11 protein-coding genes are annotated in these 12,033 nt (G+C 55.5%); 7 read left to right on the top strand and 4 right to left on the bottom strand.

Features of this window, described 5'->3' with window-relative positions; all coding sequences use genetic code 11:
* Position 1: 1 nt before the first annotated feature.
* The 3 genes from SCT_RS08910 to djlA all read right to left on the bottom strand — a co-directional run bounded on the left by SCT_RS08910 (position 2) and on the right by djlA (position 3,071).
* The gene (locus tag SCT_RS08910; protein WP_059421863.1) at positions 2 to 607 is read right to left on the bottom strand and encodes a TetR/AcrR family transcriptional regulator; all 606 of its coding nucleotides are present in this window, start codon (positions 605 to 607) and stop codon (positions 2 to 4) included.
* Positions 608 to 821: 214 nt separating this feature from the next.
* The gene (locus tag SCT_RS08905) at positions 822 to 2,153 is read right to left on the bottom strand and encodes a lytic murein transglycosylase (RefSeq protein WP_059421861.1); all 1,332 of its coding nucleotides are present in this window, start codon (positions 2,151 to 2,153) and stop codon (positions 822 to 824) included.
* A gap of 144 nt (positions 2,154 to 2,297) precedes the next feature.
* The gene (gene djlA / locus SCT_RS08900; RefSeq protein ID WP_059421859.1) at positions 2,298 to 3,071 is read right to left on the bottom strand and encodes a co-chaperone DjlA; all 774 of its coding nucleotides are present in this window, start codon (positions 3,069 to 3,071) and stop codon (positions 2,298 to 2,300) included.
* A 391-nt stretch (positions 3,072 to 3,462) separates the two neighbouring features.
* Here djlA and SCT_RS08895 point away from each other — a divergent pair, with 391 nt between their 5' ends.
* The 6 genes from SCT_RS08895 (at position 3,463) to SCT_RS08870 (ending at position 7,446) form a co-directional block, all read left to right on the top strand.
* The gene (locus SCT_RS08895; protein ID WP_059421856.1) at positions 3,463 to 3,999 is read left to right on the top strand and encodes a DUF2058 domain-containing protein; all 537 of its coding nucleotides are present in this window, start codon (positions 3,463 to 3,465) and stop codon (positions 3,997 to 3,999) included.
* 448 nt (positions 4,000 to 4,447) lie between these two features.
* A complete protein-coding gene (locus SCT_RS08890; protein WP_059421852.1) occupies positions 4,448 to 4,948 on the top strand; it encodes a hypothetical protein in 501 nt (166 codons plus the stop codon).
* Between the two features lie 10 nt (positions 4,949 to 4,958).
* Positions 4,959 to 5,516 carry a YfbU family protein gene (locus SCT_RS08885; protein ID WP_059421850.1) on the top strand — a complete coding sequence of 186 codons (558 nt, stop codon included), beginning with the start codon at positions 4,959 to 4,961 and terminating at the stop codon, positions 5,514 to 5,516.
* A 73-nt stretch (positions 5,517 to 5,589) separates the two neighbouring features.
* On the top strand, positions 5,590 to 5,952 hold the full coding sequence (locus SCT_RS08880; RefSeq protein ID WP_059421849.1) for a transposase: 363 nt from the start codon (positions 5,590 to 5,592) through the stop codon (positions 5,950 to 5,952).
* The gene (locus tag SCT_RS08875) at positions 5,904 to 6,752 is read left to right on the top strand and encodes an IS3 family transposase (RefSeq protein WP_144408255.1); all 849 of its coding nucleotides are present in this window, start codon (positions 5,904 to 5,906) and stop codon (positions 6,750 to 6,752) included. The genes SCT_RS08880 and SCT_RS08875 overlap by 49 nt, the downstream gene beginning before the upstream one ends.
* Entirely contained in the window at positions 6,733 to 7,446 is a 714-nt protein-coding gene (locus SCT_RS08870) for a cold-shock protein (protein ID WP_082098261.1), read from the top strand. Before SCT_RS08875 ends, SCT_RS08870 begins: the two co-directional genes overlap by 20 nt.
* Positions 7,447 to 7,680: 234 nt before the next feature.
* Here SCT_RS08870 and mfd read toward each other — a convergent pair whose 3' ends face one another.
* A complete protein-coding gene (mfd, locus tag SCT_RS08865) occupies positions 7,681 to 11,106 on the bottom strand; it encodes a transcription-repair coupling factor (protein WP_059421934.1) in 3,426 nt (1,141 codons plus the stop codon).
* 86 nt (positions 11,107 to 11,192) lie between these two features.
* Here mfd and SCT_RS08860 point away from each other — a divergent pair, with 86 nt between their 5' ends.
* Positions 11,193 to 11,864 carry a DUF6781 family protein gene (locus SCT_RS08860; RefSeq protein WP_059421841.1) on the top strand — a complete coding sequence of 224 codons (672 nt, stop codon included), beginning with the start codon at positions 11,193 to 11,195 and terminating at the stop codon, positions 11,862 to 11,864.
* Positions 11,865 to 12,033: the final 169 nt, after the last annotated feature.

The following is a 12,033-nucleotide window of genomic DNA, read 5'->3' as shown; positions in this document are numbered from 1 at the left end:
GTTAGTGATTCGGGGCGTAGGCGCGCAGGAAGCAGTCGGTAATCTTCTCGATTCGAGCTTTTTCGTGGGGTTCAGACAACTCGGTATTGCCGCTGATGTGGCGGAAATGTTCAATGTTCTTGAGCATGCCTATCAGCATTTCGGCGGCAAAGCGTGGGTCGTCCTGGCGCAGCTGGCTGGCAGCCATGGCGCGGCCGAGGAAATTCGCCAGCCGGGTGGTGGTCTGCTCCGGTCCCTTGGCGAAGAAGGCCTGAGCCAGGGTAGGGAAGCGTACCGCTTCGGCCATGAGGGTGCGGAACATGGCTAGCCCCTCGGCTCCGAGTACCTTCTGGCGGAAGGTCGTGCCAAAGCGGATGAGCGTGGCACGCACGTCGTCGGTCTGACCATCCAGCGAAACCACAATGGCATCTGAAACTTGGCCGGCTGACTCGCTGAACAACTCGTCCTTGCTGGGGAAATGGTTGTAGAGAGTCTGTTTGGCCACGCCGGCACGGGATGCGATGCTATCCACGCTGGCTCGGTAACCTTCCTCCATGAAGGCTTCCCTGGCCGCCTGGATCAGGCGGTTGCGGGTCTCGGTGATGGCGGATTCGGCAGGGTGGCCCATGGTGTTTCTCTAATATTTAATTAATGGACTGGACAGTCTAGTCCATTAATTATCGAGGGTCAATCGTGGAATGAGGTGTGACTGCAATGATCTGCATGACAGGAGTCAGGTTTTCGCTGTTACGCAACTTGCAGCATTAACCGGGCTTGAATCTGCTGGTTACAATGGACGGATTCCATTCCAGCGGTCCATCAGGTAGCGCCAAAGAGGTCATTCATAACTTACGCGCGCCAGCCGCCATCACTGCGTCATACGCCGATGAGCCGACATAACCATCGGCATCGAGATCATGGGCATGCTGGAAATCACGTAAGGCGCGGCGGGTATTGGGTCCGGCCAAGCCGTCTGGCTGGCCTGAATTATGCCCAAGCGCATTAAGCGCAGCCTGCAATTCATGGGTTTGTGAGCGGCTCAACGGCACATTGTCTTTCGGCCAAGGCCCGACAAAGCCCTTGCCACCGGCAATACGCTCAGCGAGAAGCGCAACACCGAGCGCATACGAGGTGGAATTGTTATAGCGCTTGATCACCCGAAAGTTCGGGAAAGTCAAAAACCCCGGCCCGGATCGACCTGCAGGCAGTTCCAGCTTTGCAGATCGTATCAGATCATCGGCCGACCAGGGCGCATTGCCAACAAGGCGAAGCCCGCACTTCACCCATTCGCTGACCGGACGGCTGCGCTCGGGGTCCCACAGATCCAGTTCAAATGTTTCGGGTATCACCACTTCCAGAACCACCGGAGCGCCGACCTCCCAGCCTGCCTGCCCGAGCAAATTGGCAGCAGATGCCAGGGCATCAAACTCATTAGTCCAGATGTTGTGGCGACCATCGCCATCCCAGTCAGCGGACCATTCCAGATAAGTCGTCGGAATAAACTGTGTCTGTCCCATTGCGCCGGCCCAGGAACCGATCAGCTGATCGCGTGTGGCAAAGCCGCGGTCGATCATTTGCGCGGCAGCGATTAGCTGGCGCTCCGCCCAATCTCGGCGGCGGCCTTCCCAAGCCAAAGTTGCCAAGGATCGAACGATATCATTTTTACCGATGATCGCACCGTAGGAGCTTTCCAGACCCCAGACGGCGAGCAGAATTTCAGCGCGTACGCCATAGCGCTCAGCAATCGCGTCTATGGTTTTACGACGCGCTGCATAGGCCTTCTGCCCGTTAGATATTCGCAAATCGGATGCGGCAATGTCGAGATAGGACCAGATCGGGCGGACAAATTCCGGCTGACTTTGGTCACGTTCGATAATGCGCACATCGGGCTTAAGACCATCAAGCATGGACGCGATCGTCTCAGCCTTGGCGCCGGAATGGATCAACCGGACACGAAAACCGGTAAGCCAATCGGAAAAGCGCTCAACCTCCGGCTTTGCTTCCGTCAAATCCGCACCACTCAAATCACAGCTGACACATGGCCCGGTCATCTGGGGCTGGCTTTGGGCGGCGGATGTGTCGACCTCTCGCACATTTGTCGCACAACCGAAGGTTGTCAGCGCAAACAATAATGTGGCCGCTTTCGCGACCATACCTATATTAATTTTTCTCATCCGGCCTCATCTTCGAAAAAAATCGATTGATAAACGGGGCATGCACCAATTATTTTAACTAAGTCCTGGGTTGTAAGTTGGGAATGCCTGGATGCAATCTGCTGTATGAGTGCTGTGCGTGCCATAGGTTCGATATTCGGCAGGTCAGATATTTCTGATCTTCTTGATCAAGTCGTACGCAAGCTGAATCTCTTTTGCTTGCTCAGTTGCAACGGCGATCATATCTTCCGGCACACCCTGCCCCATCAATTTGTCGGGGTGGTATTGACTCATCAACTTGCGATAGGCGCGCTTGATTTCCTGATCCGTACTGTCTTTGGTAACCCCCAACGCTTTATAGGCATCATCTAATGCTTCTGCTGGATTGATTTGATGACTGCCGAAGCGGGATTGATTCAGCACCATGTCCATCAACTGCTTGAACGCGGCCTGGTCGTAGCCAAGGCGACTTGCGGTCGCAGTGAGCAGAGCTTCTTCAGCCGGATGGAAATCCCCATCCGCCAGTGCGATGACGATGAGATAAACTAGCAGTACTTGCTTCAGATCCCTGGTCTGGCCGCAAATAGACATGAAACGCCTGCACGTCGGCTCAATTTCGAATGCCTGGTCAGCCCCCTTGTTGAACCATGTGATCGCCTGCGTGCGGTGATCTGTTGTCATGCCCAGTTTCTGTATGAACTGCTCGACATGGTCGATCTCGACTTGTGAGATCTGCCCGTCAGCCTTGGCCAGTTTGCCCATCAAAAGGAACACTGTTTCCAGGAATACGGCTTGGCGAAGTGCATTCGTCAGGGGGTTCATCCCGCCGGCGCCCAGGGCTCTCGCGCGATCAATAATAGCCCCGACGATATAACCAAGAACCGAACCGAAAAATCCGAACAAGAGAAAACCTGCAATGACGCCGATGAACTTAAACAAGGTGAAAACTCCATAGTGAACAATTGAGCGAGACGGACTGCGCTGAATACATGAATTATACCGACATCCATGTCGCTGTTTCACCCAATCACCGCAACAAGGCGGAATGCCTGTCCACTCAGCAGGAGGCGGGATTTTTTTCGTTCAAAATCCTGAGGGGTTTATATCCTGGAGGAGTGAAGCGGTTGCTTTCATCAACGCTACATGCCGGAGGTGCCCCTAGCCCACTTTCGGGTTGTCTGCACCCAGGGCCTTGCCGGATATTGGCCATGAGCGCCTGCAAGGTTTTGATCGCGGGTATGCGGAGTCGACTTTTGCTATGATAGCGTCTTTTCACTGACCAGGCCGGCGCCGCTGCCTGGGCCAGCGGACCCTCTACGGAGTAGCACATATGGCTTCCTTCCAAGATCAGTTTTTGAAAGCCGGCCTGGTCGACAAAAACAAAGTCAAACAGGCCAATCATGACAAGAGCAAGCAGAATAAGGTCGAGCGCCGGACCGGTACGCAGAGTGTCGATGAAGTGCGCCTGGCTGCACTCGAAACGCAACGCAAGAATGCCGAGCGGGCCCGCGAACTCAATGCCCAGCGCGATGCGGCCGCCACCCAAAAGGCGATCGTGGCTCAAATTGCACAGATGGTGCAAGAGAATCGCCAGAGCAAGGGCAATGGCGATATTGCCTACAATTTTACCCGCGACAATAAGATCGAACGGCTGTATGTGTCGGCCACGGTCCAGGCGCATTTAACGGCCGGTCGCCTGGTGATCGTCTGCCAGGGCGGCGCCACCGAATTGGTACCCAGGGTTATCGCCGACAAGATCGCCGAGCGCGATGCCTCGCTCGTCGTTCGGGTGAACAAGGCCAGCACCGAGATCGATGCGAACGATCCGTATGCCGCCTTCCAGATCCCGGACGACTTGATGTGGTAGCTCGTGTGCCTGCCTTGCGCGGGACCGTGCCATGAGCAGTCGCTCAGATTATCCGATGTGTATGACCTCTCCTCGGCCATTGCTGCCGGTGGCATCCAGAGGCGCCAACGGCTGGTATGAAATCGTCACCGGCCATAAGGTGCGGGAATCATCCCGAACGGTCGCGCTCCCGACCCAAATTAGCCGGTCGCCACCTCCCTAGTTACGGTCTGCTCAATGCCATATAACGGCTATCCAGCTTGGCAAAACCATTTAAATTAATTGTCATATGCGCCAGCACAATTGATGTGCAGTATTATTACATCATATGCGGACAGGTGGATTTATCGAGTTGCTATGAATCAACAGCTTACAAAAAAACAGCACGTCTTAATTATTAACAATAGAACTGACCTGTGTGTCCGTATAATAACTGTTTGGCTTCCCAAGAACCCACATTTGCGCCCACATGGATAGCACACTCTCAATACTTGGCTCCGTAGCCTCTATAGCCGGCGCTGTCTGGGCACTCTATGAGGCAAGGAAGTCCGCTCAAGCGGCGACGAAGGCAGAATCGCTTCGAGATGAAATAGTCCATCGCAGAAAGATGCTCGAGGTGTCGCAGGTCTACGCAGACACCAAGCGAATTCTTGCCGTCGCATCCGAGGTGGGGCCTTCATCTAACGCTAAGCTCCTACGAGGCGTCAACTGCGCAAAGATCGCCAGGGAGATTGAAGAGTACGCTCGATCACTACTTGAACAGAGCAGTAACTTCACCGACATCTTTGGCAATGAGGCACGTTCGCTTTGCGACGATCTCAGGTCGGACATAGAGGCTTTAGCGGAGGCTGTCACGCCAGAGGACATGAAAGCGCACGGCAAGAGCATTTACTACAAGATTCAAGCTTTCATGCCGATAGCGAAGCAACATGCCGACGACCGGCGCGAACAAACACCCAAAGATCTATGAGAGGTAAGAAATGAAGCTGTCCGATGGCGAGAAGATTATTGTTCTGATGTTGACTGAGTTGTACGAGAAGCTTGGTATTGATGGCGAGATGGACCCAGACTTTCTCCGGTCTGCTATTTTTAATGACAAGCTTTGGGGCATCAGATGGAAGTACACAGGCATACCATTTTCAGAGGCCGACGATCCCGCTGTCGTCAGGGTGGTCGTGGACATCCTTGACATGTGGAGCTTTATCGAAAGGTCCTATGCCGAACTGAACGAGGCGCAGAAAGCAGAGCTTGCAACTCATGTGCCGCACTTCGGCAAAGACCCGAAGTTTCACGGATTTGACGGAAACAATGAGGGGGAGTACATGGGAACAGCCCTTTTCTTGGTCAACGAACTCGAACGGTTTGAGGAATTCAAGGGACGCAGCTTCAACTGCCACCATCCCTCGATTGAAATGCATCGGCGGATGCTGGAAGTGTTCGAGCCGATTCGAAAGGGCCTTGGTTTCCGATCCCTATCTATAGGTGAACTAGCAACTATCTTGAACGCGCAAGTGCATCCGAGTGCGAGGGAAGCCTAACCAATCCATCGAGCGGATGTTAACCTTCCCCCAAAATAGTTGACACCTCCACCTAACAAAACGGAGGTGTTTCATGGGCAAATCAAAGTCGCCAAAAGTGCATCGCTACAGCATGCAATTCAAGGCTACCGCAGTACGTTTAAGCGAGCTTCCCGACGTCCTGATTCAGGATGTTGCCGGAGCGCTGGACATCCACCCCTTCATGCTGTCACGCTGGCGTAAACAAGCCAGGGAGGGATTGATTGTGACTAAAGGGATCAAGCTGGATGACGAGACTACTGCCGAACTCAAGCGTCTGCGTGAACTGGAGAAGAAGTACAAAGTGTTGCAGCAGGAGCATGAACTCCTAAAAAAAGCCATCCGGTTTGCTTCCGATCAAAAACGGAAATCTTCGAGTTCATCGAAGCAAACCGGGAAAACAACACCATCGCGCTGATGTGCCGTGTGTATGGCGTCACCCGTGCCGGTTACTATGCCTGGCTCAGCCGTAGTCCCAGCTCACGGGTACGGGAGAACGCAACTTTAACCCAGCAAATCAGGCAAGTTCATCAGGCCAGCCGTGGCCTTTATGGGAGCCCCAGGGTGTATCGCCAGTTGCAGGAACAAGGCGTGGCGGTGAGCAAGAACCGCGTGGCCAGGCTGATGCGTCGTTGCGGAATCAAGGCACGAGTGGCGACACTGCGATACACCTCTCCCAATCTCAAACGATTCTTCGGCAGCCTGCCCAATCAACAGCATGAGCACCCGGCTGATGCGCTCAATCAGGTCTGGGTGGGCGATATCACTTATCTCAAGGTGGGGACGATCTACCGCTATCTGGCGGTGGTAATGGATCGGTGCTCACGGCGGGTTATTGGCTGGGCCTTTGGCCAGCAGAAGAATGTTGCGCTGACATTGCGTGCGCTCAACCACGCAGTGGGTAAGCGACGCCCTCCACCAGGACTGATCTTCCACACAGATCGCGGCATTGAATATGCGGCTAATGCTTTCCGTGAACGGCTGTCACAACTACGGATTACCCAGAGCATGAATCGCCCGGGCAAGGTGACTGACAATGCATTCATGGAGTCCTTCTTCCATTCCATGAAGTCCGATGTGATTCATGGCTGTGTTTTTACCGAAGACAGCCAAATGCTTTCAGTCCTGAGGAGCTATATTCCTTTCTATAATCACAGTAGAATCCATTCATCATTAAATTACGTGTCGCCAGCAAAGTATGAAAATCAGTTGGCTTAATCAGGTGTCAATTAAATCAGGGGAAGATTCTGTTCAACGGGCTGCGCCCGCTGACCGCCGCTCATGTCAAACGTTAGGCATCACAAAAACCATGGCACGCCGTCAAGCTGGCTACATCAAGTTCTTCAAGGCTGAGCACAGCTATGGATTCATCCACGTGCCCGAAGACAAGGACTACTTCTTCCACATCACCCAAGTGCAAGGTGGTCGGCGCCCTATGCCAGGAGATTTGGTCACATTCGAGCTAAGCGAAGGAAATGATGGTCGACCACGTGCTCTCACGATCATGTTCATTTCAGATGGTGAGCCAGTTGCGGATAAGGGTCCCCGCATCAATACCAGATACGAAAAACCATATTACGGAACACCAACTTATAGATATTATAAAAACTCATCATATTTGAGCGTTCCTAATGCCATCATCGCTGGTGGGTTCATCGGACTCATTGTTGGATACTTTGCGTTTGGTGGTGGATGGCTTCTAACCATAGCTTGCGCCGTTGTTTCTTCGGGATTATTTGTATATCTAGCCATAAACCAAAAGGATGGTGAATATATTCAAGGTAATGAAATCAATAGCACTTGTCTGAAGTGTGGTGGCATAGGCCAAGTCACGGCGCGCGATGGAGTTTATATTGGCTTTCAATGTCCAAAATGCAAAAGCTTTTGGAAGAAACGTGACAACCAAACTTAACTTATCACCGTTAGATATTTCACTGCCAAAGGCGTAGGCTCATCAGCGGCGGCTCAACTCAAACGTTGACGCTGTAGAAAATCCCCGCCAATCACATCACTGAATGAACGCTGTTCGCGATATTTCTGCCGGTCATTTTAGGCGTTCATCTGGTCGCTTGTGGCGCGAGGCAGACCTTACAGATTCAGACTTGGTCCTGCGTAGCAGGTAAGATCAAGTCTGAATTTCTACAGATTACCCCAGCTCCTTCAGCAACCGCACAACCTCTTCCACCCTGTTTTTCACTTCCGGCATTTCGCGGCTGACTTTAAGCCGGTCCGGTCCGGCCAGTTTGCAGCCGGGCTTGGTCTGGATCATCTGGATGATTTTAACCGGGTCGATCGGCGGATTGGGGATGAATTGCAGCAGGATGCCGTTGCTGCTCGCATCGATCTTGGCAATGCCGAGCGGTTTGGCGAGGATGCGCAGGCGGTGGGTGTCGAGCAAGGCGCTGGCCTGCGACGGCAACAGACCGAAGCGATCGATCAGTTCCTCGTGGAGCTGATCCAGTTCATCGAGGGTGGCGCAGTTCGCCAGGCGCTTGTACAGGGTCAGGCGCTCGTTGACGTCGCCGCAATAGTCGTTGGGCAGCAATGCCGGGCTGTGCAGGTTGATTTCGGTGGTGATGCCGAGCGGCTCGGCAATGTCCGGTTCCTTGCCCGCCTTGAGCGCTTTTACCGCCCTGTTGAGCATGTCGGCGTAGAGGTTGAAGCCGATCTCCTGCATATCCCCGCTCTGCGATTCGCCCAGAATTTCGCCCGCGCCGCGGATTTCCAGGTCGTGCATGGAAAGATAGAAGCCCGCGCCCAGGTCTTCCAGAGACTGGATCGCGTCCAGGCGCTTTCTCGCCTGCGGCGTGATGCCATCCTCGCCGGGAGGCGTGAGCAGATAGGCGTAGGCCTGATGGTGGGAGCGCCCGACGCGCCCGCGCAACTGGTGAAGCTGGGCGAGGCCAAACTTGTCGGCGCGGTGGATGATGATGGTGTTTGCGGTGGGAATGTCGATGCCGGTTTCGATGATAGTGGTGCACAGCAGCAGGTTGAAGCGCTGCTGGTAGAAGTCGCGCATCACATGTTCCAGCTCGCGCTCGCGCAGTTGGCCGTGAGCCACTGCGATGCGCGCTTCGGGCAAGAGCTGGGTGAGTTTTTCCTGCACGTTGAGGATGGTTTCGACCTCGTTGTGGAGGAAATATATTTGCCCGCCGCGCTTGAGTTCGCGTAGCACTGCCTCGCGGATGATGCCGTCGCTGTCGGGGCTGACGAAGGTCTTGATGGACAGGCGCCGCTGCGGCGCGGTGGCGATGACGGAAAAATCGCGCAGTCCTTCCAGCGACATCGACAGGGAGCGAGGGATGGGCGTGGCGGTCAGGGTCAGCACGTCGACCTCGGCGCGCAGGGCTTTGAGTTGCTCCTTCTGGCGCACGCCGAAGCGGTGCTCCTCGTCGACGATCACCAGGCCCAGGTTTTTGAATTTGATGTCTTTCTGGATCAGCTTGTGGGTGCCGATGACGATGTCGATCTTGCCTTCTGCCATGCCCTTGAGAGCTTCGGTCTGTTCTTTGGCGGAACGGAAGCGCGACAGTTCGGCGATTTTGATCGGCCACTCGGCGAAGCGGTCGGAAAAGTTCTGGAAGTGCTGCTCGGCGAGCAGGGTGGTGGGCACCAGGATAGCCACCTGCTTGCCGTCGGCCACGGCAACGAAGGCGGCGCGCAGGGCAACCTCGGTCTTGCCGAAGCCGACGTCGCCGCAGACCAGCCGGTCCATCGGTTTGCCGGAGGTCATGTCCTCGATCACGGCCAGGATCGCGGCGGCCTGGTCCGGGGTTTCCTCGAACTCGAAACTGGCGGAGAACGCCTCGTAATCCTGCGGCTTGATCTGGAACACATGTCCCTGTCGTGCGGCGCGCTGGGCGTAGAGATTGAGCAGTTCGGCGGCAGTATCGCGTGCCTGCTTGAGCGCCTTCTTCTTGGCTTTTTCCCACTGGCCGCTGCCTAGTTTGTGCAGCGGCGCGGATTCCGGCGATGCGCCGCTGTAGCGGCCGATCAGGTAGAGATGGGAAACCGGCACGTAAAGTTTGTCGCCAGCGGCATACTCGAGGAGCAGGAACTCGGTCTCGCCTTCGCCCAGATCCAGGCTGACCAGCCCCAGGTAGCGGCCGATGCCGTGTTGTTCATGCACCACCGGATCGCCCACCTTGACCTCGGACAGGTCGCGCAGCATGTTTTCCACGGTCGATTTGCGCGCTGCATCGCGGCGCCGGATCTGGCGCACCTGGGTGGCATACAGCTCGCTTTCCGTGATGAAAGCGAGTGAGGGGTGAGTCGGTGAGGCGGGAAGAACAAAACCGGTGCTCAATGGACCCGTGCCGAGCATGAACTTTTCCTGGCTTCCCAGGAAATCGGCATAGGTTTCGCAGGGCACCGGCTTGAGGCCATGCTCCATCAGGTATTGCAACATGGTTTCGCGCCGCCCCAGGCTTTCTGCCAGGATCAGGATGCGGCCGTCGAACTCGGCAACGAACTGCTGCAGCTTGCTGACCGGGTTATCGGCGCGGCGGTCCACCTGAACCGAGGGCAGCGGCTCGCTGACGGGTTTGGTTGTGACTTCTTCAGTACCCAGCTCGATGCGAGGGTAGGGCTTGAGCGCCGCGAAAAGAGCTTCCACCGTGAGGAACAGCTCCTGCGGCGGCAACAGTGGCCGGTCGCGGTCGCCGCGCAGCAGTTGATAGCGCGACTGGGTGTCGCGCCAGAAATTCTGTGCTGCTATTTCAAGCCCATGGTACTGGCAGATCAGGGCATCCTGCGGCAGGTAATCGAACAGCGTGGCGGTGCGCTCGAAAAACAGTGGTAAATAATATTCGATGCCGTGTGGAGCCAAACCTTGGCTGACATCCTTGTAGAGGCGGCTCTTGGAAGGGTCGCCCTCGAATTTTTCGCGGAAGTTGCGGCGGAAAGTGTCCTGGCCGATTTTGTCCAGTGGAAACTCTCGCGCCGGCAGCAGGCGGACATCCTTGACCGGGTAGATGCTGCGCTGAGTGTCCGCGTCGAAGGTACGTATGCTCTCGATCTCGTTGTCGAACAGGTCGATGCGGTAGGGTAGCGGACTGCCCATCGGGAACAGGTCGACGATGCCGCCGCGCACGCTGTATTCGCCGGGGCTTATTACCTGGGTGACGTGGGTATAGCCAGCCAGGGTCAACTGGCCGCGCAGAGCATCCAGATCGAGCTGGGTGCCCTGCTTCAGGAAAAAAGTGTGCGCCGCCAGAAATTCGCGCGGTGGCAGGCGGTAAAGTGCAGTGGTGGCGGGTATGATGGCGACATCGCAGGCGTTTTGCGAAATCTGGTAGAGTGTGGCCAGACGCTCCGAAATCAGGTCCTGATGCGGGGACAGCTGGTCATAGGGCAGGGTTTCCCAGTCCGGCAGCAGGTGAACCGAAAGATCCGGCGCGAAATAAGGGATTTCATCGTGCAGGCGCTGGGCATCCGCAGCCGTTTCTGTCAGGATGATCAGAGGCCGTTTTTGTATCGCCAGTTGCGCCAGCGCAAGGGCATCGCTAGAACCTTGAAGGCTAGCGTAGCGCTTGCGCGATCCTGGAGCGGGAAGGGGTTGGCCTGATAGCATGGAATGGCAACGAAAACCACGCATTATAAAGCAATTTCTGCTAGATTTTAGAGTAAGACAATTCGAATAATGAGAAGGAGATCGTCATGAGTGACAACAGCCCGAATATGCTTTCCTCCGAAGAAATCAAACAAGCAGTAAGCTCGTCGGTTGAGGCTGGCGTGGATGTTCGCGCCAGGGTTCGTGATTTGACGCTGCAGGCGCTGAGAACACGCAGGCTCGACTACGATGAGATCAAACCGGTGATTACCGCAGTGAGCGAGGGTATCAGTATGGGCGCGGCGAAGCATGCTGGCGAAGTGAAAGCTGCGCTTTCGGAGGGTCTGGCCGGGTTGGACGAGGCGTTGACCAAGGCGGCCGAGGCGACGCGCCTGGCGCTGGAGCAACTGACTTCGCAGGCCAAGGATTTTTCCCAAACCGACCTGAACTGGGCACTGGTCAACCTTAAGCGACTGGAGGAGGAATTTCTCGACACCGTCAGCCTGGTAGCCGATTCTGCTGCAGGCAAAATCAAGCAGGAAATGAAGGATTTGATTGGTCATGCCCGGCGCGCCGGTACGGATACCGGCGCCAAGGTCGCCGAAACGGTAGGCACCCTCAACAACAAGGTTTCCGCAACGCTGCATGAAGGCAAAGCTGCCGGCAAGGACGCGGCACGCGAGATGAGTGCGCGCCTGGCGTCGCTGGCAAGCGGCATTCTCGCCGGCATGGCGGACGCGCTGCACGAAAAGGCCGAAAAACTGAAAAAGGTCAAATAGAAATAAAAGCAGCAATTCACCGCAGAGGACACGGATGACACAGAGGAAAGGCAAGAGTTTATCGGCTTGCACAGGAACTCTGTTTGGGTGTGCGCTTGACGGTGCGTACCCTCGCCAAATCACCCGCGGACAAGTGCTTTTGAATTCCTCCGCGTCCTCTGCGGTTCAA

This window comes from Sulfuricella sp. T08, from assembly GCF_000971475.1.
In the GTDB taxonomy this organism is placed as follows: Bacteria; Pseudomonadota; Gammaproteobacteria; order Burkholderiales; family Sulfuricellaceae; genus Sulfuricella.
Note: the sequence above shows the minus strand (reverse complement) of the source record. Positions and strands in the feature narration are given on the sequence as shown.

What these genes read in the sequence shown, in the direction of transcription:
- SCT_RS08910 (WP_059421863.1), bottom strand. Translation starts at nt 607, where the DNA reads ATGGGCCACCCTGCCGAATCCGCCATCACCGAGACCCGCAACCGCCTG.
- SCT_RS08905 (WP_059421861.1), bottom strand. Translation starts at nt 2,153, where the DNA reads ATGAGAAAAATTAATATAGGTATGGTCGCGAAAGCGGCCACATTATTG.
- SCT_RS08895 (WP_059421856.1), top strand. Translation starts at nt 3,463, where the DNA reads ATGGCTTCCTTCCAAGATCAGTTTTTGAAAGCCGGCCTGGTCGACAAA.
- SCT_RS08890 (WP_059421852.1), top strand. Translation starts at nt 4,448, where the DNA reads ATGGATAGCACACTCTCAATACTTGGCTCCGTAGCCTCTATAGCCGGC.
- SCT_RS08885 (WP_059421850.1), top strand. Translation starts at nt 4,959, where the DNA reads ATGAAGCTGTCCGATGGCGAGAAGATTATTGTTCTGATGTTGACTGAG.
- SCT_RS08880 (WP_059421849.1), top strand. Translation starts at nt 5,590, where the DNA reads ATGGGCAAATCAAAGTCGCCAAAAGTGCATCGCTACAGCATGCAATTC.
- SCT_RS08870 (WP_082098261.1), top strand. Translation starts at nt 6,733, where the DNA reads ATGAAAATCAGTTGGCTTAATCAGGTGTCAATTAAATCAGGGGAAGAT.
- mfd (WP_059421934.1), bottom strand. Translation starts at nt 11,106, where the DNA reads ATGCTATCAGGCCAACCCCTTCCCGCTCCAGGATCGCGCAAGCGCTAC.
- SCT_RS08860 (WP_059421841.1), top strand. Translation starts at nt 11,193, where the DNA reads ATGAGTGACAACAGCCCGAATATGCTTTCCTCCGAAGAAATCAAACAA.